Genomic DNA, 21,951 nt, shown 5'->3' with positions numbered 1-21,951 from the left:
CTGAAATTATTTCGTCGTACCTGCTGCGGACGGTGCTGCGTCAGTATGTCCCTCACCGGCCCCTTGCGCATCGCCAGAATTCTTATTGTCATCGCCTTTACTGTTGTAAAGGAACTGACCGATTAAGTCTTCAAGCACCATAGCGGACTTCGTGTCCTGGATGGTGTCACCTTCTTTAAGGATAGACGTTCCCAGTTCCGGGTCTTCAAACCCGACGTTGAGCGCCAGAAATTGCTCGCCGAGCAGACCGGAAGTGCGAATCGCCAGAGAACTGGTATCCGGGATTTTGTTGTAACGCTCTTCGATATCCATCGCCACGCGCGGCAGATAGGTTTTGGGATCGAGGGAAATGTCCGCCACACGGCCAATCACCACGCCGCCAATACGCACCGGGGAGCGCGCCTTCAGCCCGCCGATATTGTCGAACGTCGCATAGAGACGATAAGTCGGCTCGGTGCGCATCGACGTGACGTTTGCCGCTTTCAGGCAGATGAACAGCGCCGCTAACAACGCGACCAGCAGAAACACACCCACCCAGATTTCACTTTTTTTCGTTTGCATGAACTCAATTCCCAAACATCAATGCTGTCAGCACAAAATCCAGTCCGAGGACCGCCAGCGACGAATGCACCACCGTGCGCGTCGTTGCCCGGCTGATCCCGGCCGACGTGGGGATCGCATCGTAACCGTTGAATAACGCAATCCATGTCACCGTAATGGCGAATACCACGCTCTTGATCAGGCAGTTCACCAGATCAAGGCGCCAGTCGACGGCGTTTTGCATCGCCGTCCAGAAAAATCCTGCGTCAATGCCCTTCCAGCTCACACCGACCAGCGAACCACCCCAGACGCCTACCGCCACGAAAATGATCGTCAGCAGCGGCAGGGAGATGATCCCGGCCCACAGGCGCGGTGAAATCACCCGGCGCAGCGGATCAACCGCCATCATTTCCATGCTGGAGAGTTGTTCTGTCGCGCGCATCAGGCCGATTTCCGCAGTCAGTGCCGACCCGGCACGACCGGCAAAGAGCAGCGCGGCGACCACCGGCCCCAACTCACGCAGCAGTGACAGCGCCACCAGCATACCGAGGCTGGTTTCCGCGCTGTACGTGGTCAGCACCAGATAGCCCTGTAGCCCAAGCACCATCCCGATAAACACGCCCGAGACGATGATGATAAGCATCGACAACACACCCACGTTATACAGCTGGCGAACCAGCAGTGGCGCGTGTTTGCGAAACTCAGGCTTGCCGACGACGGCATTGAATAACATTAACCCGGCGCGACCAAACGTGGCGGTGGTTTTAATCCCCCGACGCCCGAGCGCAGCCAGTGCATTTAACAGCATGAGTCAGTTAACTCCCTGTGCCTGGTAAGAGATCTTGATGATAGTCGCCAGCGGGATAGCGGAACGGCACCGGGCCGTCGGCGATGCCATCCAGGAACTGACGTACCTGGGGATCGCTATTTTCCCGCAACGACTGCGCACTCCCCTGAGCGACGATTTTTTTGTCCGCCACGATATAGGCGAAATCGGCGATGCTGAGCACTTCAGGGACATCGTGAGACACCACGACGCAGGTCACACCCAGGATGCTGTTGAGCTCAGAAATCAGCTTCACCAGCACGCCCATGGTAATGGGATCCTGACCGACAAACGGCTCGTCGAACATGATGAGGTCCGGCTCCAGCGCGATTGCCCGCGCCAGCGCCGCCCGGCGCGACATCCCGCCGGAAAGTTCAGACGGCATGAGATTCGCCGCACCGCGCAGACCAACGGCTTCGAGTTTCATCATCACCGTGCTGTGCAGCAACGCGTCCGGCAGTTGCGTATGCTCACGCAACGGGTACGCCACGTTGTCGAAAACGTTCATATCGGTAAACAGCGCGCCGGACTGAAACAGCATACTCATGCGCTTACGCACGGTATAAAGGCGGGAACGCGACATTTGCGGCACATTCTCGCCATCGAAGAGGATCTCACCCGAATCTGGCGGAATTTGCCCGCCGATCAAACGCAGCAGCGTGGTCTTACCGATCCCTGACGGCCCCATGATCGCGGTGATCTTGCCGCGCGGCACCGACAGCGAAATATCATCGAAAATCACGCGGTTGCCGCGGGAAAAGCTGACGCCTCGTATGTCGACTAAATTCGCCTCAGTCTGGCTCATAGGATCATCCTTTATAGACTTCATGAGACAAGCATGACGCGTTATCTCACCCGAAACCCAACATTTTTACAGAATCTTACCTGCAGGAGTTAGCTAAAGCTGGCATTTGTTTTACTTTTACAGCGCTTAAAGTCAAAATTAAGAGTTCGTAACGTTCTCAGGAACTGCCCTGCGCCGCGGACCCCGATTATACACACAATCATTCATGCTGCATCGAGGCGGCAAGCCTGGGAACCTCAGGAGCTTACCTAAGTAAGTGACTGAGGTGAGCAGGCGCAGCCAACGAAGAGACACGTGAAGGATGAAGTGTATATACCTGAAGAAAGGATTTTAGATGCTATTAGCGACGGCTCTGTTAATTATTGGTCTTTTACTTGTGGTCTACAGCGCTGATCGTCTGGTTTATGCCGCGTCGATATTATGCCGGACGCTGGGGATCCCGCCGATTATCATCGGCATGACCGTCGTCGGGATAGGGACATCTCTGCCTGAGATTATTGTTTCCGTCGCCGCTTCCATGCATGGCCAGATCGATCTGGCGATCGGCACCGCGATCGGCTCCAACATCGTCAACATCTTATTGATCCTCGGCCTCGCTGCGCTGCTCCATCCTTTTACCGTGCATTCTGATATCCTGCGCCGTGAAATGCCGCTAATGTTAATCGTGAGCCTGCTGGCGGGCTGCGTACTGTATAATGGCGAGCTTTCCCGCATTGACGGCCTGTTTTTGCTCGCGCTGGCCGCGCTCTGGCTGCTGTACATTGTTAAGATCGCGCGCCTGGCGGAACGTCAGGGCAACGACAGCCTGACCCGGGAACAGTTAGAAGAATTGCCGCGAGACGGCTCGCTGCCGGTGGCGTTTCTGTGGCTGGGCCTGGCGCTGATCATCATGCCGATGGCAACCCGAATGGTTATCGACAACGCCACGGTACTGGCAAACTATTTTGCCATGAGCGAACTCACCATCGGGCTGACGGTCATTGCGATCGGCACCAGCCTGCCGGAACTGGCCACCACCATCGCGGGCGCACGGAAAGGTGAGGATGATATCGCCATCGGTAATATCATTGGCGCCAATATTTTCAATATCGCCATTGTCCTGGGGCTGCCTGCGCTGATTGCGCCGGGCGCATTTAACCCACAGGCGTTCACCCGGGATTATGGCGTCATGGTGCTGGTAAGCATCGTATTCGCACTGTTGTGCTGGCGCCGCCAACGGCAAATCGGCAAGGGTGCAGGCCTGTTGCTGACGGGCGGTTTTATCGTATGGCTGGCGATGCTCTATTGGGTAGCACCGCTTTTAGTGGAATGAATCGGGAAATCAACATGTCGCAAATAGATTTGCAGCCGGGTTTTGACTTTCAGCAAGCAGGGCGTGAAGTCCTGGCGATTGAACGTGAAGGTCTGGCACAGCTCGATCAGTACATCAATCAGGATTTCGCCCTCGCCTGCGAGAAAATCTTTTACTGCAGCGGCAAAGTCGTGGTGATGGGCATGGGCAAGTCCGGGCATATCGGCCGCAAGATGGCGGCGACGTTTGCCAGCACCGGCACCTCGTCGTTTTTCGTGCATCCGGGCGAAGCGGCGCACGGCGATTTAGGCATGGTGACGCCGCAGGATATCGTCATCGCCCTGTCGAACTCCGGTGAATCGAATGAGATCCTGGCGCTGATCCCGGTGCTGAAGCGCCTGCAGGTGCCGCTGATTTGCATCACCAGTCGCCCGGAAAGCAGCATGGCGCGCGCGGCGGATATTCATCTGTGCGTAAAAGTGCCGAAAGAGGCCTGTCCGTTAGGACTCGCGCCGACCTCCAGCACCACAGCGGCGCTGGTGATGGGCGATGCACTGGCCGTGGCGCTGCTGGAAGCGCGCGGGTTTACCGCAGAAGACTTCGCGTTATCTCACCCTGGCGGCGCGCTGGGCCGTAAACTGCTGTTACGCGTAAATGACATCATGCACACCGGCGATGAAATCCCGCACGTTACGAAAGAGGCGTCCCTGCGTGATGCGCTGCTGGAAATTACCCGTAAAAATCTCGGGATGACGGCAATTTGCGATGACCAAATGCAAATCCTTGGTATCTTTACCGATGGTGACTTGCGCCGGGTGTTCGATACCGGTGCGGACATGCGTCAGCTCAGCATTGCCGACGTGATGACGCCGGGCGGTATCCGTATTCGCCCTGGCACGCTGGCGGTGGACGCGCTCAACCTGATGCAGTCCCGCCACGTGACCTGCGTACTGGTTGCTGATGGCGACCATCTGCTGGGTGTGGTACATATGCATGATCTCCTGCGCGCAGGCGTAGTGTAATTAAGGAAAGTAGAATGAGTAATGCTGGTGCAATGGTGTCGACCTGCTACGGCCCCGTGAGCGCAGAGGTCATCGCACGAGCGGAAAAAATCCGCCTGCTGATTCTGGATGTAGACGGCGTCCTTTCTGATGGCCTCATTTATATGGGCAACAACGGCGAAGAGCTGAAAGCGTTTAATGTGCGCGACGGCTATGGGATCCGTTGTGTGCTGACCTCTGACGTTGAGGTGGCGATTATTACCGGTCGAAAAGCTAAATTACTGGAAGATCGCTGCGCGACACTCGGCATTACCCATCTTTACCAGGGGCAGTCCGACAAGCGCGTCGCTTACCGTGAACTGCTGGCAACCCTCGCGCTTTCCCCGGACCAGGTGGCTTACGTCGGCGATGATCTGATCGACTGGCCGGTGATGGCTGAAATCGGCCTGAGCGTCGCGGTGGCAGACGCTCACCCCCTGCTTCTCCCGCGCGCCGATTACGTCACGCGAATCAATGGTGGACGCGGAGCGGTACGGGAAGTTTGCGATTTGATACTATTGGCGCAGGGCAAGCTTGAGGAAGCCAAAGGTCAATCGATATGAGTAAAACCAGACGTTGGGTTATCATTCTGCTGTCGCTTGTCGTGCTGATATTGATCGGCGTGAATCTGGCGAGCAATGATGACTCTGAGCAGGCCGTGACCAACACCAGCGATCCAACGTACAAGAGCGAGCACACCGATACGGTGGTTTACAGCCCGGAAGGCGCGCTCAATTACCGGCTGATCGCCGAGCACGTCGAGTATTTTTCTGACCAGGCGATATCGTGGTTTACCAACCCGGTGCTGACGACGTTTGATACCGATAAAGTGCCCACCTGGTCAATTAAGGCAGATAAAGCCAAACTCACTAACGATCGTATGCTGTATCTGTACGGCCACGTTGAAGTTAATGCGCTGACGGCAGATTCGCAATTGCGGAAAATTACAACGGATAACGCCCAGGTTAACCTGGTGACTCAGGACGTAACCTCTGATGACCTGGTGACGCTGTACGGGACGACATTTAATTCCAGCGGCCTGAAAATGCGCGGAAATCTACGCAGCAAAAACGCCGAGCTGATTGAAAAGGTTAGAACCTCATATGAAATTCAGAACAAACAAACTCAGCCTTAAGCTTGCCATTGCCAGTGCGTTGCTGGCTGCCAGCGTGCCCGCGCTGGCCTTAACGGGTGATACCGATCAACCGATTCATATTGAGTCCGATCAACAGTCGCTGGATATGCAAGGCAACGTTGTGACCTTTACCGGCAGCGTCGTGGTGACGCAGGGCAGTATCAAAATCAATGCCGACAAAGTGGTCGTGACGCGCCCCGGCGGTGAGAAAGGCAAAGAGGTGATCGACGGTTTTGGTAACCCGGCCACCTTCTACCAGATGCAGGATAGCGGCAAGCCGGTCAAAGGCCACGCGTCTAAAATGCATTATGAACTGCAGAACGATTTTGTGGTGCTGACCGGTAACGCCTACCTTGAGCAGCTCGACAGCAACATCACCGGCGACAAGATCACCTATCTGGTCAAAGAGCAAAAAATGCAGGCCTTCAGTGAGAAAGGGAAGCGCGTAACGACCGTGCTGGTTCCGTCTCAGTTGCAGGATAAGAGCAACAACAACCAGGCTCCGGCGCAAAAAAAGAGTAACTAATTCGTTATGGCAACATTAACTGCAAAAAACCTCGCCAAAGCCTATAAGGGCCGCCGCGTGGTGGAAGATGTCAGTCTGACCGTCAACTCCGGCGAGATTGTCGGTCTGCTTGGCCCGAACGGCGCCGGTAAAACCACCACCTTCTACATGGTAGTGGGCATTGTGTCTCGCGACGCGGGCAACATTATCATTGATGACGAAGACATCAGTTTGCTGCCGTTGCATGCGCGTGCGCGCCGCGGTATCGGCTATTTGCCGCAGGAAGCGTCCATTTTCCGCCGTCTGAGCGTGTTTGATAACCTGATGGCGGTGCTGCAAATTCGTGATGATCTGAGCAACGAGCAACGCGTGGATCGCGCGAACGAGCTGATGGAAGAGTTTCACATCGAGCATCTGCGCGATAACCTCGGCCAGTCGCTTTCCGGTGGTGAACGCCGCCGCGTTGAGATTGCCCGCGCGCTGGCCGCCAATCCGAAATTTATTCTCCTCGATGAGCCGTTTGCGGGCGTCGATCCCATTTCTGTTATCGACATCAAACGCATTATTGAACATCTGCGTGACAGCGGCCTCGGCGTCCTCATTACCGACCATAACGTTCGCGAAACGCTGGCCGTTTGTGAACGCGCCTACATCGTGAGCCAGGGCCATTTGATCGCCCACGGCACGCCGCAGCAGATCCTCGAAGATGAGCATGTTAAGCGCGTCTATCTTGGGGAAGACTTCAGACTCTGATAGGGTAAGGGTAACTGACAGCATTCGGAGAGCAATGACCTGAATATGAAGCAAGGTTTGCAGTTAAGACTCAGCCAACAGCTTGCCATGACGCCGCAGCTGCAACAGGCCATCCGCTTGTTGCAGCTGTCGACGCTTGAGCTTCAGCAGGAACTTCAGCAGGCGCTGGAGAGTAATCCGCTGCTTGAGCAAACCGACCTTCATGAGGAAGTGGATGCCGCCGACGAGCAGGACAACGAATCGCTGGATTCCGTTGACGCGCTCGAACAAAAAGAGATGCCGGACGAACTGCCGCTTGACGCCAGTTGGGACGAAATCTACACCGCCGGAACGCCGTCCGGCACCAGCGCCGACTACATTGACGACGAATTGCCCATTTATCAGGGTGAAACCACGCAGACTCTGCAGGATTACCTGATGTGGCAGGTCGAACTGACCCCGTTTTCCGATACCGATCGGGCGATTGCCACCTCGATTGTCGATGCGGTGGACGATACCGGTTATCTGACAGTTTCCGTTGACGATATCCTCGACAGCATGGGTAACGACGAGATTGGTCTTGATGAAGTCGAAGCGGTGCTCAAGCGCATTCAGCGTTTTGATCCGGTGGGCGTTGCGGCCAAAGATCTTCGCGATTGCCTGCTGATCCAGCTGTCGCAATTCGCCAAAGAGACGCCGAGGCTGGAAGAGGCGCGTCTTATCATCAGCGATCATCTCGATCTCCTCGCGAACCATGATTTCCGCACCCTGATGCGCGTCACGCGTCTGAAAGAGGAAGTGCTGAAAGAAGCGGTCAATCTGATCCAGTCGCTGGATCCGCGCCCCGGGCAGTCGATCCAGACCGGCGAGCCGGAATACGTTATCCCAGACGTGCTGGTGCGCAAAATCAATAATCGCTGGGTCGTTGAGCTTAACTCCGACAGCATTCCGCGCCTGCAAATTAACCAGCACTATGCGGCGATGTGCAATAACGTGCGCAGCGAAACCGACGGCCAGTTCATCCGCAGCAATCTGCAGGAAGCGAAGTGGCTGATCAAGAGTCTGGAAAGCCGTAACGATACGCTCCTGCGCGTGAGCCGCTGTATTGTCGAACAACAACAGGCGTTTTTTGAGCAGGGCGAAGAATATATGAAACCGATGGTACTGGCGGATATCGCTCAGGCCGTCGAGATGCACGAGTCCACCATTTCACGCGTGACCACGCAAAAATACCTGCACAGTCCGCGCGGTATTTTTGAGCTTAAATATTTTTTCTCCAGCCACGTGAACACCGAAGGAGGCGGCGAAGCCTCTTCAACGGCGATTCGCGCACTGGTGAAGAAATTGATCGCCGCGGAAAATCCGGCGAAACCACTGAGCGACAGTAAGCTTACGTCCATACTGTCTGAACAGGGCATTATGGTCGCGCGTCGTACTGTCGCGAAGTACCGAGAGTCTCTGTCCATTCCGCCGTCAAACCAGCGTAAACAACTGGTGTGACATAACTGATAAGGAAGACACTATGCAGCTCAACATCACAGGACACAACGTCGAAATTACCGATGCTCTGCGCGAATTCGTCACGTCGAAATTTGCCAAGCTGGAACAATATTTCGAAAGGATCAATCAGGTCTATATTGTGTTAAAAGTGGAGAAAGTGACGCATGTCTCTGATGCCACTCTGCATGTTAATGGAGGCGAGATTCATGCCAGTGCGGAAGGTCAGGATATGTATGCTGCCATTGACGGATTAATCGACAAACTGGCGCGACAGCTGACTAAACATAAAGATAAACTGAAACAACACTAATTGTCCGGGTGTTCGCCTGATGTGGGGTTCTGCATCAGGCGATGCTTAGGTGAATTTATGATGAACAACGATTCGGCTCTACAATTGAGCAATGTCCTTAACCAGGAATGTACCCGTAGCGGCGTCCACTGCCAGAGTAAAAAGCGGGCGCTGGAAATCATCAGCGAACTGGCCGCTAAACAGCTGAGTCTGTCTCCGCAGGTGGTGTTTGAAGCGATTCTCACCCGCGAAAAAATGGGCAGTACCGGGATCGGCAATGGCATCGCCATCCCGCACGGCAAACTGGAAGAGGATACGCTGCGCGCTGTTGGCGTCTTTGTGCAGCTCGAAACCCCGATCGCGTTTGACGCGATCGACAACCAGCCGGTGGATCTCCTGTTCGCCCTGCTGGTGCCTGCCGATCAGACCAAAACGCATCTGCACACGCTCTCGCTGGTCGCTAAGCGTCTGGCGGACAAAACCATCTGTCGTCGCCTGCGTGCCGCGCAAAGCGATGAGGAACTGTATCAAATCATCACCGAGACTGAAGGCAGTGATGATGCATAACAGGCAGATGTGTATTCCCTTTGTCGTACTGAGGAGAAACGGTACATGGTACTGATGATCGTCAGCGGCCGCTCAGGCTCGGGAAAGTCCGTGGCTCTGCGAGCGCTGGAAGATATGGGTTTTTACTGTGTAGATAACCTGCCGGTCGTGTTGCTGCCTGAACTGGCAAAGACGCTGGCGGAGCGGCAGATCTCCGCCGCCGTTAGCATTGACGTGCGCAACATGCCTGAATCGCCTGAGATTTTTGAACAGGCGATGAAAAATCTGCCGGACGCGTTCTCCCCTCAACTGCTGTTCCTTGATGCTGACCGCAATACGCTGATCCGTCGCTACAGCGATACCCGCCGGTTGCATCCGCTCTCCAGCAAAAACCTGTCGCTGGAAAGCGCAATCGACGAAGAGAGCGATCTGCTCGAGCCGCTGCGCTCGCGGGCGGATTTAATCGTCGATACCTCTGAAATGTCTGTTCACGAGCTGGCAGAAATGCTGCGTACCCGCCTGCTGGGCAAACGCGAACGTGAACTGACGATGGTCTTTGAATCCTTCGGCTTCAAGCACGGCATTCCTATCGATGCCGACTATGTGTTTGACGTACGATTCCTGCCTAACCCGCACTGGGATCCGAAACTGCGCCCGATGACAGGTCTGGACAAACCGGTTGCCGCGTTCCTCGACCGGCACACAGAAGTTCACAATTTTATTTACCAGACCCGCAGCTATCTTGAGCTATGGTTACCGATGCTGGAGACCAACAATCGCAGCTACCTGACGGTGGCGATCGGTTGTACCGGCGGTAAACATCGTTCGGTTTATATTGCTGAACAACTGGCCGATTACTTCCGTTCACGCGGTAAGAACGTCCAGTCTCGTCACAGGACGCTGGAAAAACGTAAAACATGACCGTAAAACAGATTGTTGAGATCACCAATAAGCTGGGCATGCATGCCCGCCCGGCAATGAAACTCTTCGAACTGGTTCAGGGATTTGACGCAGAAGTTCTGTTAAGAAACGACGAAGGCACTGAAGCGGAAGCCAGCAGCGTGATTGCGCTGTTGATGCTGGATTCCGCAAAAGGTCGGCAGATCGAGATTGAAGTCAGCGGTCCGCAGGAAGCGGAAGCGATGGCGGCGGTCATCGCGCTGTTTAACGCCGGGTTCGACGAAGACTGACTCAGTCGAGTGCATTCTTCCGCATAAAGCTTTCCCCACCTAACTGCCGCATCTGGCGCAATATCCACGCCTGACGGCTGCGGACATACCCCGATGGCGCACTGGCTTTAAACCGCAGCGGGTTTGGCAGTACGGCGGCCAGCAACGCGGCTTCCGACATCGTTAACCGGCTGGCGGGCTTATGGAAATAGCGCTGCGCTGCCGCCTCGACACCGAAAGTCCCCTCGCCGAATTCCGCGACGTTCAGATAAACCGTCAGGATCCGCCGTTTAGTCCAGAGGGTTTCAATGCCCACCGTGAGCCCGGCTTCCAGCCCTTTACGCAGCCAGCTGCGACCGTCCCACAGGAACATGTTTTTCGCCGTCTGCTGTGACAGCGTCGACGCGCCACGGATCCGCGTTTCATGGCGCTCATTGTGGCTCAGCGCTTTTTCGATCGCCGCCATGTCAAATCCCCAGTGTTCAGGGAATTTCTGATCTTCTGCGGCAATCACCGCCAGCCCCATCAGCGGCGAAATCTCATCCATGCTGACCCAGTCGGAATGGGCAACATAGCCAAAATCACCGCGAAACCAGGCGCCAATTTGACGCTCAACCATCACCGCTGAAAACGGCACCGGCATGAAGCTGAAAAGCAGAATACCGCCGCCCCACAGCACCGCGAGCAACAATACCGCGCGCAGCAGCAGGCGCTTCACTACACGCAACGACAACCGGCGTTGACTCATTCTGTCAGAACCAGTACGCGTTCAACCAGTTTGTCGATCCCGGCGGCAGCTTCTGCAATATTCTGCGCCAGCATATACGCGGGCGTGGTCACCACTTTGTTGTCTTCATCCACCACAATGTCTTCCACCGGGCACGGCACATGTTCAGCGCCCATCTCTTCCAGCACTTCCGCGGTATCGATGTCAGTACCAATGGTGATACGCAACGGGAAATCGAAAATTTTCGGCAGCATTGCCGGTGCGATACACATAAAGCCAACCGGTTTTCCTTCGCGATGCATCGCCAGCGTCAGCGCTTTTAAATCAGCATCAACCACACAGTCACTGCCCTGCGAGGCAAAATTGCTCAGGTTTTTTGCTGCGCCAAAACCGCCAGGGACGATCAATGCATCCAGATCAGCAGAACGTGCTGCCGCCAGCGGCGTGACATCACCCCGTGCGAGACGTGCCGCTTCGATCAGCACATTACGCGTCTCTGGCAAAGATTCACCGGATAAATGATTAATCACGTCAGACTGACTTTTGTCGGGGGCAAAACAGACCGCCTGCGCACCGTTGCGGGCGATAGCCAGCAGGGTCAGCACGGTTTCATGGGCCTCAGAACCGTCATAAACGCCGCAGCCGCTGAGCACCACACCGATTTTTTTCATATCACTATTCCTTGGTTGCATTTAGGCGAAGCTAAGTAAAAATGCTGATTTACTCGCTATGCTTCACACATTTTACTGATTCACGTAACAAAATATTTAAGATTTGCTATCTTAATGGACGTGCAATCCGAATTCTCAGGTTGCGTCCGTGCTAAAACCTCTTACAACGATTTCGGCGCAGCCACGTTTTCCCTGGTGTTGGCGCAGTATTCGCGCACCCCGGTTTATCCGGGGTCATTTTTTTTCAGCGTTTGCTACCCAGGCCTTCAGCGCCTCGACATCGTGCCGCCACTCGCTTTTCATCTCTTCGACCCATTCACCGACGTTATCCCACCATGCCGGAAGGTCTGGCGACTGAATCTGCTGCCCTAACTGCTGTATATGGCGTAATCCCACGGAGCCCGCCGCGCCTTTGATTTTATGCCCCTCTTCGACAATGCCTTTCTGGTCGCGGGCGGTCAGATTGGATTCCAGCACCGCCAGATACCCCGGCATCATCTTCTCGAACACGGCAAGACCGTCGGTGATAAGCTTCGGCCCGACCAGCTCGATATACTGCTCAAGCATCGCGGTATCCAGTAACGTCTGTGGCTTGCTTTGATCGGGTGTGGCCATCTCGTCATCCTCGTCGGTGCGGGTATCCCAGAACTTCTTAATCATGGCGGTCAGCGCCGGCACGGAGAGCGGCTTGTTCAGCACATCATCCATTCCGGCATCCAGATACTCTTTTTTGTCCTTCAGCACGTTGGCGGTCAGCGCCACCAGCGGCGGCAGATCGTCAGCGTGGTATTTCTGTTTCAGCTCGCGGGAAATATCCAGCCCGGTCATGTCCGGTAACTGGATGTCCAGCAGCACAAGGTCATATTCGCCAGGCGTGAACATCTCCAGCGCCGCCTTGCCGGTCATCGCGACATCGACGCTGTTGCCCAGCTTTTCCAGCACCGAGCGCGCGACAATCACGTTCAGTTCGATGTCTTCCACCAGCAGGACGTGAAGCGCCGGTAACGGCAGGTCGTCATCGGCCAGCGTGTCATCAACCTCTTCCGCCAGCGCGGGCGCCTGCACCGTCAGGGTAAAGACCGAACCACTCCCCGGCTTGCTGGAAACGGTGATGTCGCCGCCCATGTTTTTCGCCAGACGACGTGAAACGGCAAGCCCGATGCCGGTACCGGTCGCTGGTTTGCCGCCGTGGCTGTCTTTCACCTGATAGTACATGGCGAAAATTTTATCCTGCTCATCCTGCGGAATACCGATGCCGGAGTCTTCCACTTCAAAGTGCAGCATATTGCCATGTTCGTAACTCACCCGGACGGTCACCTGCCCCTGCTGGGTAAACTTGACGGCGTTGCTGATCAGGTTCCACAGGATCTGCCGCAGCCGGGTGCCATCGGTCACTACTTTATGCGGCAACGGCAGCGTCGGCTCCATCACGAAGCGCAGCCCTTTCTGCTGCACCTGCAGCCCGGAGAGGTTTTCCAGATCAGCAAGGAAGCTGGTGAAATCGACCGGCTGATTGTCGAGCTGGACCTTGCGGCGCTCCATCTTATCCATGTCAATGATGTCGTTGAAAATGTTCCCCAGCGTCACGGCAGAGACGTGGATTGTTTTCAGGTACTTTTCCTGCTCCGTCGTGAGCTCGGTATCCAGCAAAATACGGCTCAGCCCGACAATGCCGTTGAGCGGCGTACGCAGTTCATGGCTGATGGTCGAAATGAAGGTGGTTTTATCGCGGCTCGCGCGTTCCAGCGCATCCTGATAGCGCTTGCGTTCGGTGATGTCGCGGCCAAAGCCCATCAGACCGTGACGTTTCCCCACGCGGTCGTAATAAGGCACTTTGCGGATTTCAAAACAGGCTTTACGGCCGTCCGGGTAATCCAGCCACTGTTCGTAGGTCAGCGACACGTTATGACGGAACACTTTTTCATCCGTCTCAATGACTTTCGCTGCCGCTTCTTCGCTGTAAACATCGTACGGCTTCAGGTGGATCAGTTGCTTCTCGCTCTTGCCGGTGAGCAGTTCCATCGCCCGGTTACAGCCGGAAAATTCTTTATCTTCATTGCGATAGAACACCAGGTCGGGAGAGGCATCGAGGAAAGAACGTAAGAATGAGGATTGTTGTTCGAGCTGTAGCTGCGTCTCTTCACGCTCTTTCATCTCGATTTTCAACCGTTCCAGCGTCGCCTGGCGCTCAGCTTCGGCCTTTTCGCGATCGCTGATTTCCTGATTCAACTGCGTAATGTTGTCCTTGAGCTGAACATTGAGCTTTAAGTCACGCTCGCGCATCTCTTCCAGCTTTTCGACCAGCCGCGACAGGCGCTGGCGCGACTCTTCAAGCTGCTCAACCACCACCGACAGAAAATAGACCGCCCAGGGGGTAATCAGCAGACCAAAGAAGATAGAGCGGATCACATCGATGCTTTCCACCTGACCGTGCAGCACCATGGTCACCGCCATCTGCACCACAATAGCCAGTACCACCAGCGCCAGGGCCAGCAACATCGAAAAGCGCACCAGACCCAGTTTCATCATCAGGTCGACGTAATACTGCGCCAGTAAACGGATTTGCTTCATAAAGAATTCCTTCGCGACATCACCGCTCAATAATACTCAATTCTGAGCGCGACGTTGCAGGAAGTTGCAGCGATGTGACCTGGACGTTGCACTTCAATGCGCAACCCACTCACGCCCCAAAGCAGACCCCTGTACACCGTGGGCATTCAGGTACTTATCGAGCTCCACCATGCCCGTCCAGCGGTTTTCACACCACAGCGGCGCCAGCAGCGTCGGACGGCGGGCGCTGGCGGAAATACGGTGATAAACCACCTCCGGCGGCGTGTGGCGAATCATCTCGCCCGCAGTGACGGTGTAATCCTCAAGCGCAATGCCGTTAAGCCGCCCGGCAGCCCACGCTTTCGCCATCGTGCTGCCTTTTACAATGTGCAGCGGATGCAGTTTGATGCCGTCAACGCCGGTCTCAACCACCCGCTCCAGCGTTTGCAGGCATTCCGCCTGCCCCTCGCCAGGCAGACCGACAATCAGGTGGGTGCATACCTTCAGGCCACGTTCGCGCGCCAGTCGCGTCGTCTGCTGGTAGCAGGCAAAGTCGTGACCGCGATTAATACGATGCAGGGTTTTATCGTGTGCCGACTGTAAACCCAGTTCCAGCCACACTTCATAACCCTGCGCATTATATTCTGACAGCAGATCCAGTACCGCATCGGGTACGCAGTCCGGGCGAGTCCCCACGCACAGCCCGACGATGCTCGCCTGCGCCACCGCCTGTTGATACATCGAACGCAACACCTGCACTTCGGCAAAGGTGCTGGTATAGGCCTGAAAGTACGCCAGATAGCGTCTGGCGCGATTAACGAGCTGCGCCTGATGCGCAAGCTGCTCGGCGATGGAATGCTGCTGCTGCGCTTCATCAGCAAAGGAGGCCACATTACAGAAAGTACAACCGCCGCGCCCGATGGTACCGTCGCGATTCGGGCAGCTAAACCCGCCGTGCAGCGTCAGCTTATGAACCTTTTCGCCATAACGACGCGCAAGATCCCCACCAAACATATTGACTAATTTCTGTAACTGCATAATCTGATAGACCGGCCTGGAGAAAAGGGCCAAGCCTGCCACTTTTAGCCCCATTCGGCGATGACCTGGATCAATCGCCCGGAGAGGCTTTTATCTATTGAATATTCAAGCACTTTATTTGCAAATTAATTCATTCCCGCCGCGATTATTTTTGCTTATGGATCCGCGTTTTTCTTCATTCTTCCTTTCTTCGGTATAAAACAGAGCCATTAAGCGGACTTACATCAGTTTGCAGAATAAAAATCTAGCTAAAATGTCGTACTCAGCACACTAAAGTCATTACAGGGCAATCATATAGTGAGTCAGATCACACTCGACCTGCGGGTTTTGCCGCGCTGCAACAACCTGAAATATGATAAATAATCTTAATTATTAACATGTTATGTTACCTGTAGCACACTTTTGTATAAATAAGATTGCCATTTGACCTGTGTGCCGATTCCCGATAACTTGGGGATCCGCTGGAAGCTTTCTGGATGAGCGCTCTGCTCATCATATTTATGCAGTTATAAGATTCCCTCTAAAAAGCAAGTCCTCAAACTTGTTTACCGTTGCGAAAAGGATAAAGAGGGCGAATGCGAGGCAGGCGTATGAAACGCACAGCCCCGTCGCCAGGCTCTTGCTGCGCCTGTGCGCAACGGTCAGGAGGGTGTCACGTAGAGCCTGGGGAGGTTCACTGATATGTTGTACGATAAATCCCTTGAGAGGGATAACTGTGGTTTCGGCCTGATCGCCCACATAGAAGGCGAACCTAGCCACAAAGTGGTGCGCACCGCTATTCATGCGCTGGCCCGTATGCAACACCGCGGCGCGATCCTCGCCGACGGTAAAACCGGTGACGGTTGCGGCCTGCTGCTGCAAAAACCGGATCGTTTCTTTCGTATCGTGGCGGAAGAGCGCGGCTGGCGTTTAGCCAAAAATTACGCCGTCGGGATGATTTTCCTCAGCCAGGATCCTGAACTGGCCAGTCGCGCGCGTCACGTCGTCGAAGAAGAACTGCAACGCGAAACCCTCTCCATCGTCGGCTGGCGTGATGTCCCTACCAATGACGGTGTGCTCGGTGAAATCGCCCTCTCCTCACTGCCGCGTATTGAGCAAATTTTTGTTAACGCCCCGGCAGGCTGGCGTCCGCGCGATATGGAACGTCGCTTGTTTATCGCCCGCCGCCGCATTGAGAAGCGCCTGCTCGACGATAAAGACTTCTACGTCTGTAGCCTGTCGAATCTCGTGAACATCTATAAAGGTCTGTGTATGCCGGCGGATCTGCCGCGCTTTTACCTGGATCTCGCGGATCTGCGTCTGGAATCGGCCATTTGCCTGTTCCACCAGCGCTTTTCCACCAACACCGTCCCGCGCTGGCCGCTGGCACAGCCGTTCCGCTACCTGGCGCACAACGGCGAAATCAACACCATCACCGGTAACCGTCAGTGGGCGCGGGCGCGTACCTATAAATTCCAGACCCCGTTGATCCCTGACCTGCAGGACGCCGCGCCGTTCGTCAACGAAACGGGCTCTGACTCCAGCTCGCTCGATAACATGCTTGAGTTGCTTCTGGCAGGCGGGATGGACATCGTGCGCGCCATGCGTCTGCTGGTGCCACCGGCATGGCAGAACAACCCGGATATGGATCCGGAGCTGCGCGCTTTCTTCGACTTTAACTCCATGCATATGGAGCCGTGGGACGGCCCGGCGGGCATCGTGATGTCCGATGGTCGTTTCGCCGCCTGTAACCTCGACCGTAACGGTCTGCGCCCGGCGCGCTACGTCATCACAAAAGACAAGCTCATCACCTGCGCCTCTGAAGTCGGCATCTGGGACTATCAGCCCGACGAAGTGGTTGAGAAAGGCCGCGTCGGCCCTGGCGAACTGATGGTGATCGACACCCGCAGCGGCCACATTCTGCACTCCGCTGAAACCGACGACGATCTGAAAAGCCGCCACCCGTACAAAGAGTGGATGGAGAAAAACGTCCGCCGCCTGGTGCCGTTTGAAGATCTGCCGGACGAAGAAGTGGGCAGTCGCGAACTGGACGACGATACCCTCGCCAGCTTCCAGAAACAGTTTAACTACAGCGCCGAAGAACTGGATTCCGTCATCCGCGTGCTGGGTGAAAACGGCCAGGAAGCGGTCGGCTCGATGGGCGATGACACGCCGTTCGCCGTCCTCTCCAGCCAGCCGCGCATCATTTACGACTACTTCCGCCAGCAGTTTGCGCAGGTGACCAACCCGCCGATCGATCCGCTGCGTGAAGCGCACGTGATGTCGCTGGCGACCAGCATCGGCCGGGAAATGAACGTCTTTTGTGAAGCGGAAGGCCAGGCGCACCGTCTGAGCTTTAAATCGCCGATCCTGCTTTACTCTGACTTCAAACAGCTCACCACCATGCAGGAAGAGCATTACCGCGCCGACACGCTCGATATCACCTTCGACGTCAACGAAAGTACGCTCGAAAAAACCGTGAAAGCGCTGTGCGATACCGCGGAACAGATGGTACGTAACGGTACCGTACTGCTGGTGCTCTCTGATCGTAATATCGCCAAAAACCGTCTGCCGGTTCCGGCGCCGATGGCGGTGGGCGCTATCCAGACGCGGCTGGTGGACAAGAGCCTGCGCTGCGACGCCAACATCATCGTCGAAACCGCCAGCGTCCGTGACCCGCACCACTTTGCGGTGCTGCTGGGCTTCGGCGCGACGGCTATCTACCCGTACCTGGCGTATGAAACGCTGGCGAAGCTGGTCGACAATAAGGCGATTGAAAAAGATTACCGGACCGTGATGCTGAACTACCGTAACGGCATCAACAAAGGCCTGTATAAGATCATGTCCAAAATGGGCATCTCGACGGTCGCCTCTTATCGTTGCTCGAAACTGTTCGAAGCCGTTGGCCTGCACGCAGACGTCTCCGGCCTCTGCTTCCAGGGTGCGATTAGCCGTATCGGCGGCGCGAATTTTGACGACTTCCAGCAGGATCTGCTGAACCTGTCGAAGATCGCCTGGCTGACGCGCAAACCGCTGTCGCAGGGCGGGCTGCTGAAATACGTTCACGGTGGCGAATACCACGCCTACAACCCGGACGTAGTACGCACGCTGCAACAGGCGGTACAGAGTGGTGAATATCGTGATTATCAGGAATACGCAAAACTGGTGAACGAGCGCCCGGCGGCTACGCTGCGCGACCTGCTGGCGCTGAATCCGGGTGATGAAGCGGTCAGCATCAATGACGTCGAGCCCGCCACTGAACTGTTTAAGCGTTTCGATACCGCGGCGATGTCCATCGGTGCGCTGAGCCCGGAAGCCCACGAGTCGCTGGCCGAAGCCATGAACAGCATCGGCGGTTTCTCCAACTCCGGCGAAGGCGGCGAAGATCCGGCACGCTACGGCACCAACAAAGTGTCGCGCATTAAGCAGGTCGCTTCTGGTCGTTTTGGTGTCACCCCGGCGTATCTGGTCAGTGCCGATGTCATCCAGATTAAAGTTGCTCAGGGCGCGAAACCGGGCGAAGGCGGTCAGTTGCCAGGGGATAAAGTCACCCCGTATATCGCCCGTCTGCGTTATTCCGTGCCGGGCGTGACGCTGATTTCGCCACCGCCGCACCACGATATCTATTCGATTGAGGATCTGGCGCAGCTGATTTTCGACCTGAAACAGGTCAACCCGAAAGCGATGATCTCCGTGAAGCTGGTCTCTGAACCGGGCGTCGGCACCATCGCCACTGGCGTGGCAAAAGCTTATGCCGATCTCATCACCATTGCCGGTTACGATGGCGGTACCGGCGCCAGCCCGCTGTCATCAGTGAAATATGCCGGTTGCCCGTGGGAGCTTGGTCTGGTGGAAACCCAGCAGGCGCTGGTGGCGAACGGTCTGCGCCACAAAATTCGTCTGCAGGTGGATGGCGGTCTGAAAACGGGTCTCGACATCATCAAAGCGGCGATCCTCGGCGCGGAAAGCTTCGGTTTCGGTACCGGGCCGATGGTGGCGCTGGGCTGTAAATACCTGCGCATTTGCCACCTGAATAACTGCGCCACCGGTGTTGCGACGCAGGATGACAAACTGCGTAAGAATCACTACCACGGTCTGCCGTTCAAAGTGACTAACTACTTTGGCTTTATCGCTCAGGAAGTTCGTGAGCTGATGGCGCAACTGGGCGTTACCCGCCTGGTGGATCTGATTGGCCGCACCGATCTGCTGAAAGCGCTGGACGGTTGCACCGCCAAACAGCAGAAGCTGGATCTGACAAAACTGCTGCAGACCGCCGAGCCGCATCCGGGCAAAGCGCTCTACTGCACCGAGCACAACCCGCCGTTCGATAACGGCGTGCTCAACGCGCAACTGTTGCAGCAGGCGAAACCGTATGTGGATGACAAGCAGAGCAAAACGTTCTGGTTTGATATTCGCAACACCGACCGTTCTGTTGGCGCATTGCTGTCAGGCTATATCGCGCAGACGCATGGCGATCAGGGGCTGTCCGCCGATCCGATCAAAGCGCATTTCAGCGGTACCGCGGGCCAGAGTTTTGGCGTGTGGAACGCGGGCGGCGTTGAGCTGTACCTGACCGGCGATGCTAACGACTATGTCGGCAAAGGCATGGCGGGCGGTTTGCTGGCGGTACGTCCGCCGGTCGGCTCCGCTTTCCGTAGCCATGAAGCCAGCATCATCGGTAACACCTGTCTGTATGGCGCGACCGGCGGTCGTCTGTATGCGGCAGGCCGCGCGGGTGAGCGTTTTGCGGTGCGTAACTCCGGGGCGATCACTGTGGTCGAAGGCATTGGCGATAACGGCTGTGAATACATGACCGGCGGCATTGTCTGCATCCTCGGGAAAACCGGCGTTAACTTCGGCGCGGGCATGACCGGTGGTTTTGCCTACGTGCTGGATGAAGGCGGCGATTTCCGTAAACGCGTCAACCCGGAACTGGTGGAAGTGCTGGCCGTCGATTCGCTGGCCATCCACGAAGAGCATCTGCGCGGATTAATCACCGAGCATGTGCACCATACCGGTTCTTCACGCGGCGAAGAGATCCTCGCCAACTGGCCTGCGTTCTCTGCAAAATTCGCGCTGGTGAAACCGAAATCCAGCGATGTTAAAGCCCTGTTGGGTCACCGTAGTCGTAGCGCAGCTGAGCTGCGTGTGCAGGCGCAGTAAGGAGTTCAGATGAGCCAGAACGTATATCAATTTATCGACCTGCAGCGCGTTGACCCGCCGAAAAAAGCACTGAAGATCCGCAAAATTGAATTTGTGGAAATCTACGAGCCGTTTTCCGAAGGCCAGGCCAAAGCGCAGGCAGACCGCTGTCTGTCTTGCGGCAACCCATACTGCGAGTGGAAGTGCCCGGTGCATAACTACATCCCTAACTGGCTGAAGCTGGCGAATGAGGGGCGTATTTTTGAAGCAGCGGAGCTGTCGCATCAGACCAACACCCTGCCGGAAGTGTGCGGTCGTGTCTGTCCGCAGGACAGACTGTGCGAAGGATCCTGTACGCTGAACGACGAGTTCGGCGCGGTGACCATCGGCAATATCGAGCGCTATATCAATGATAAAGCGTTTGAGATGGGCTGGCGCCCGGATCTCACCGGTGTGAAACAAACCGACAAACGCGTCGCGATCATCGGCGCAGGCCCGGCAGGTCTGGCATGTGCCGACGTGCTGACCCGCAACGGCGTGAAAGCGGTGGTGTTTGACCGTCACCCGGAAATCGGCGGCCTGCTGACCTTCGGCATTCCGGCCTTTAAGCTGGAAAAAGAGGTGATGACCCGCCGCCGCGAAATCTTCACCGGTATGGGCATTGAGTTCCAGCTGAACACCGAAGTGGGCCGCGACGTGCAGCTTGATGATCTGCTGAAATCGTATGACGCGGTATTCCTCGGTGTCGGCACTTATCAGTCGATGCGTGGTGGGCTGGAAAATGAAGACGCCGATGGCGTGTTTGACGCGCTGCCGTTCCTGATTGCCAACACTAAGCAGATCATGGGCTTTGGCGAAACTGCCGACGAGCCGTTCGTCAGCATGGAAAGCAAACGCGTGGTGGTTCTGGGCGGTGGCGATACCGCGATGGACTGCGTGCGTACTTCCGTCCGTCAGGGCGCCACGCACGTTACCTGTGCCTATCGCCGTGACGAAGAAAACATGCCAGGCTCCAGACGCGAAGTGAAAAACGCGCGTGAAGAAGGTGTGGAATTCAAGTTTAACGTTCAGCCGCTGGGCGTTGAGGTGAATGCCAACGGTAAAGTGTGCGGCGTCAAAATGGCACGTACCGAAATGGGCGCACCGGATGCTAAAGGCCGTCGTCGTGCTGAAATCGTGCCGGGCTCCGAGCATGTTGTTCCGGCCGATGCCGTCGTCATGGCGTTTGGTTTCCGCCCGCACAGCATGTCGTGGCTGGAAAAACACAGCGTGGAGCTGGACAGCCAGGGCCGCATTATCGCCCCGGAAGGCAACGAAAACGCCTTCCAGACCAGCAACCCGAAAATCTTCGCCGGTGGCGACATCGTACGTGGTTCTGACCTGGTAGTAACGGCGATCGCTGAAGGCCGCAAGGCTGCTGAAGGGATCCTGAATTTCCTCGAGGTGTAATCAAAAACCCGGCGGGT

20 protein-coding genes are annotated in these 21,951 nt (G+C 55.9%); 13 read left to right on the top strand and 7 right to left on the bottom strand.

Going from position 1 to position 21,951, the window contains the following annotated elements:
- Positions 1 to 6: 6 nt before the first annotated feature.
- The 3 genes from mlaD to mlaF are packed head-to-tail and all read right to left on the bottom strand — an operon-like array spanning position 7 to position 2,171.
- Entirely contained in the window at positions 7 to 561 is a 555-nt protein-coding gene (mlaD, locus tag AOY23_RS07755; protein ID WP_054179016.1) for an outer membrane lipid asymmetry maintenance protein MlaD, read from the bottom strand.
- Positions 562 to 565: 4 nt separating this feature from the next.
- Positions 566 to 1,348: a lipid asymmetry maintenance ABC transporter permease subunit MlaE gene (gene mlaE, locus AOY23_RS07750; RefSeq protein ID WP_054179017.1), complete on the bottom strand. Its 783-nt coding sequence runs from the start codon at positions 1,346 to 1,348 to the stop codon at positions 566 to 568.
- Positions 1,349 to 1,355: 7 nt separating this feature from the next.
- Complete coding sequence (mlaF, locus tag AOY23_RS07745; RefSeq protein ID WP_054179018.1) at positions 1,356 to 2,171, bottom strand: phospholipid ABC transporter ATP-binding protein MlaF; 816 nt, start codon at positions 2,169 to 2,171, stop codon at positions 1,356 to 1,358.
- Between the two features lie 334 nt (positions 2,172 to 2,505).
- Here mlaF and AOY23_RS07740 point away from each other — a divergent pair, with 334 nt between their 5' ends.
- The 11 genes from AOY23_RS07740 to npr are packed head-to-tail and all read left to right on the top strand — an operon-like array spanning position 2,506 to position 10,399.
- Positions 2,506 to 3,483, top strand: coding sequence for a calcium/sodium antiporter (locus AOY23_RS07740; RefSeq protein WP_054179019.1), 978 nt, complete (start codon positions 2,506 to 2,508; stop codon positions 3,481 to 3,483).
- Between the two features lie 14 nt (positions 3,484 to 3,497).
- Positions 3,498 to 4,484 (top strand): arabinose-5-phosphate isomerase KdsD, encoded by a 987-nt coding sequence (gene kdsD / locus AOY23_RS07735; RefSeq protein ID WP_038160949.1) that lies wholly within the window; start codon positions 3,498 to 3,500, stop codon positions 4,482 to 4,484.
- A 14-nt stretch (positions 4,485 to 4,498) separates the two neighbouring features.
- Positions 4,499 to 5,065, top strand: a complete 567-nt coding sequence (kdsC, locus tag AOY23_RS07730) for a 3-deoxy-manno-octulosonate-8-phosphatase KdsC (RefSeq protein ID WP_054179020.1) — start codon at positions 4,499 to 4,501, stop codon at positions 5,063 to 5,065.
- Entirely contained in the window at positions 5,062 to 5,637 is a 576-nt protein-coding gene (lptC, locus tag AOY23_RS07725) for an LPS export ABC transporter periplasmic protein LptC (RefSeq protein WP_054179021.1), read from the top strand. The genes kdsC and lptC overlap by 4 nt, the downstream gene beginning before the upstream one ends.
- Complete coding sequence (lptA, locus tag AOY23_RS07720) at positions 5,606 to 6,163, top strand: lipopolysaccharide ABC transporter substrate-binding protein LptA (RefSeq protein WP_054179022.1); 558 nt, start codon at positions 5,606 to 5,608, stop codon at positions 6,161 to 6,163. The genes lptC and lptA overlap by 32 nt, the downstream gene beginning before the upstream one ends.
- A 6-nt stretch (positions 6,164 to 6,169) precedes the next feature.
- The gene (gene lptB / locus AOY23_RS07715) at positions 6,170 to 6,895 is read left to right on the top strand and encodes an LPS export ABC transporter ATP-binding protein (protein ID WP_054179023.1); all 726 of its coding nucleotides are present in this window, start codon (positions 6,170 to 6,172) and stop codon (positions 6,893 to 6,895) included.
- Positions 6,896 to 6,940: 45 nt separating this feature from the next.
- Positions 6,941 to 8,374 carry an RNA polymerase factor sigma-54 gene (rpoN, locus tag AOY23_RS07710; protein WP_054179024.1) on the top strand — a complete coding sequence of 478 codons (1,434 nt, stop codon included), beginning with the start codon at positions 6,941 to 6,943 and terminating at the stop codon, positions 8,372 to 8,374.
- Positions 8,375 to 8,396: 22 nt separating this feature from the next.
- Positions 8,397 to 8,684 carry a ribosome hibernation promoting factor gene (gene hpf / locus AOY23_RS07705; protein WP_054179025.1) on the top strand — a complete coding sequence of 96 codons (288 nt, stop codon included), beginning with the start codon at positions 8,397 to 8,399 and terminating at the stop codon, positions 8,682 to 8,684.
- Between the two features lie 57 nt (positions 8,685 to 8,741).
- Positions 8,742 to 9,230 carry a PTS IIA-like nitrogen regulatory protein PtsN gene (gene ptsN / locus AOY23_RS07700; RefSeq protein ID WP_054179026.1) on the top strand — a complete coding sequence of 163 codons (489 nt, stop codon included), beginning with the start codon at positions 8,742 to 8,744 and terminating at the stop codon, positions 9,228 to 9,230.
- Between the two features lie 45 nt (positions 9,231 to 9,275).
- Positions 9,276 to 10,130, top strand: a complete 855-nt coding sequence (rapZ, locus tag AOY23_RS07695; RefSeq protein WP_038160842.1) for an RNase adapter RapZ — start codon at positions 9,276 to 9,278, stop codon at positions 10,128 to 10,130.
- Entirely contained in the window at positions 10,127 to 10,399 is a 273-nt protein-coding gene (gene npr / locus AOY23_RS07690; protein ID WP_054179027.1) for a PTS phosphocarrier protein NPr, read from the top strand. Before rapZ ends, npr begins: the two co-directional genes overlap by 4 nt.
- A gap of 1 nt (position 10,400) precedes the next feature.
- Here the strand turns inward: npr and mtgA are convergent, their stop codons facing one another.
- The 4 genes from mtgA to mnmL all read right to left on the bottom strand — a co-directional run bounded on the left by mtgA (position 10,401) and on the right by mnmL (position 15,364).
- The gene (gene mtgA, locus AOY23_RS07685; protein ID WP_054179028.1) at positions 10,401 to 11,126 is read right to left on the bottom strand and encodes a monofunctional biosynthetic peptidoglycan transglycosylase; all 726 of its coding nucleotides are present in this window, start codon (positions 11,124 to 11,126) and stop codon (positions 10,401 to 10,403) included.
- Positions 11,123 to 11,776, bottom strand: a complete 654-nt coding sequence (gene elbB / locus AOY23_RS07680) for an isoprenoid biosynthesis glyoxalase ElbB (protein WP_054179029.1) — start codon at positions 11,774 to 11,776, stop codon at positions 11,123 to 11,125. Before elbB ends, mtgA begins: the two co-directional genes overlap by 4 nt.
- A 234-nt stretch (positions 11,777 to 12,010) precedes the next feature.
- Positions 12,011 to 14,347 (bottom strand): aerobic respiration two-component sensor histidine kinase ArcB, encoded by a 2,337-nt coding sequence (arcB, locus tag AOY23_RS07675; protein ID WP_054179030.1) that lies wholly within the window; start codon positions 14,345 to 14,347, stop codon positions 12,011 to 12,013.
- 93 nt (positions 14,348 to 14,440) lie between these two features.
- On the bottom strand, positions 14,441 to 15,364 hold the full coding sequence (gene mnmL, locus AOY23_RS07670) for a tRNA modification radical SAM protein MnmL/YtqA (RefSeq protein ID WP_152958479.1): 924 nt from the start codon (positions 15,362 to 15,364) through the stop codon (positions 14,441 to 14,443).
- Between the two features lie 681 nt (positions 15,365 to 16,045).
- Here mnmL and gltB point away from each other — a divergent pair.
- Positions 16,046 to 20,506, top strand: a complete 4,461-nt coding sequence (gltB, locus tag AOY23_RS07660) for a glutamate synthase large subunit (protein WP_072170955.1) — start codon at positions 16,046 to 16,048, stop codon at positions 20,504 to 20,506.
- Positions 20,507 to 20,515: 9 nt separating this feature from the next.
- A complete protein-coding gene (locus AOY23_RS07655; RefSeq protein ID WP_054179033.1) occupies positions 20,516 to 21,934 on the top strand; it encodes a glutamate synthase small subunit in 1,419 nt (472 codons plus the stop codon).
- Positions 21,935 to 21,951 lie beyond the last annotated feature (17 nt).

It is taken from the genome of Trabulsiella odontotermitis, from assembly GCF_001297775.1.
In the GTDB taxonomy this organism is placed as follows: Bacteria; Pseudomonadota; Gammaproteobacteria; order Enterobacterales; family Enterobacteriaceae; genus Trabulsiella; species Trabulsiella odontotermitis.
Note: the sequence above shows the minus strand (reverse complement) of the source record. Positions and strands in the feature narration are given on the sequence as shown.

What these genes read in the sequence shown, in the direction of transcription:
- mlaD (WP_054179016.1), bottom strand. Translation starts at nt 561, where the DNA reads ATGCAAACGAAAAAAAGTGAAATCTGGGTGGGTGTGTTTCTGCTGGTC.
- mlaE (WP_054179017.1), bottom strand. Translation starts at nt 1,348, where the DNA reads ATGCTGTTAAATGCACTGGCTGCGCTCGGGCGTCGGGGGATTAAAACC.
- mlaF (WP_054179018.1), bottom strand. Translation starts at nt 2,171, where the DNA reads ATGAGCCAGACTGAGGCGAATTTAGTCGACATACGAGGCGTCAGCTTT.
- AOY23_RS07740 (WP_054179019.1), top strand. Translation starts at nt 2,506, where the DNA reads ATGCTATTAGCGACGGCTCTGTTAATTATTGGTCTTTTACTTGTGGTC.
- kdsD (WP_038160949.1), top strand. Translation starts at nt 3,498, where the DNA reads ATGTCGCAAATAGATTTGCAGCCGGGTTTTGACTTTCAGCAAGCAGGG.
- kdsC (WP_054179020.1), top strand. Translation starts at nt 4,499, where the DNA reads ATGAGTAATGCTGGTGCAATGGTGTCGACCTGCTACGGCCCCGTGAGC.
- lptC (WP_054179021.1), top strand. Translation starts at nt 5,062, where the DNA reads ATGAGTAAAACCAGACGTTGGGTTATCATTCTGCTGTCGCTTGTCGTG.
- lptA (WP_054179022.1), top strand. Translation starts at nt 5,606, where the DNA reads ATGAAATTCAGAACAAACAAACTCAGCCTTAAGCTTGCCATTGCCAGT.
- lptB (WP_054179023.1), top strand. Translation starts at nt 6,170, where the DNA reads ATGGCAACATTAACTGCAAAAAACCTCGCCAAAGCCTATAAGGGCCGC.
- rpoN (WP_054179024.1), top strand. Translation starts at nt 6,941, where the DNA reads ATGAAGCAAGGTTTGCAGTTAAGACTCAGCCAACAGCTTGCCATGACG.
- hpf (WP_054179025.1), top strand. Translation starts at nt 8,397, where the DNA reads ATGCAGCTCAACATCACAGGACACAACGTCGAAATTACCGATGCTCTG.
- ptsN (WP_054179026.1), top strand. Translation starts at nt 8,742, where the DNA reads ATGATGAACAACGATTCGGCTCTACAATTGAGCAATGTCCTTAACCAG.
- rapZ (WP_038160842.1), top strand. Translation starts at nt 9,276, where the DNA reads ATGGTACTGATGATCGTCAGCGGCCGCTCAGGCTCGGGAAAGTCCGTG.
- npr (WP_054179027.1), top strand. Translation starts at nt 10,127, where the DNA reads ATGACCGTAAAACAGATTGTTGAGATCACCAATAAGCTGGGCATGCAT.
- mtgA (WP_054179028.1), bottom strand. Translation starts at nt 11,126, where the DNA reads ATGAGTCAACGCCGGTTGTCGTTGCGTGTAGTGAAGCGCCTGCTGCTG.
- elbB (WP_054179029.1), bottom strand. Translation starts at nt 11,776, where the DNA reads ATGAAAAAAATCGGTGTGGTGCTCAGCGGCTGCGGCGTTTATGACGGT.
- arcB (WP_054179030.1), bottom strand. Translation starts at nt 14,347, where the DNA reads ATGAAGCAAATCCGTTTACTGGCGCAGTATTACGTCGACCTGATGATG.
- mnmL (WP_152958479.1), bottom strand. Translation starts at nt 15,364, where the DNA reads ATGCAGTTACAGAAATTAGTCAATATGTTTGGTGGGGATCTTGCGCGT.
- gltB (WP_072170955.1), top strand. Translation starts at nt 16,046, where the DNA reads ATGTTGTACGATAAATCCCTTGAGAGGGATAACTGTGGTTTCGGCCTG.
- AOY23_RS07655 (WP_054179033.1), top strand. Translation starts at nt 20,516, where the DNA reads ATGAGCCAGAACGTATATCAATTTATCGACCTGCAGCGCGTTGACCCG.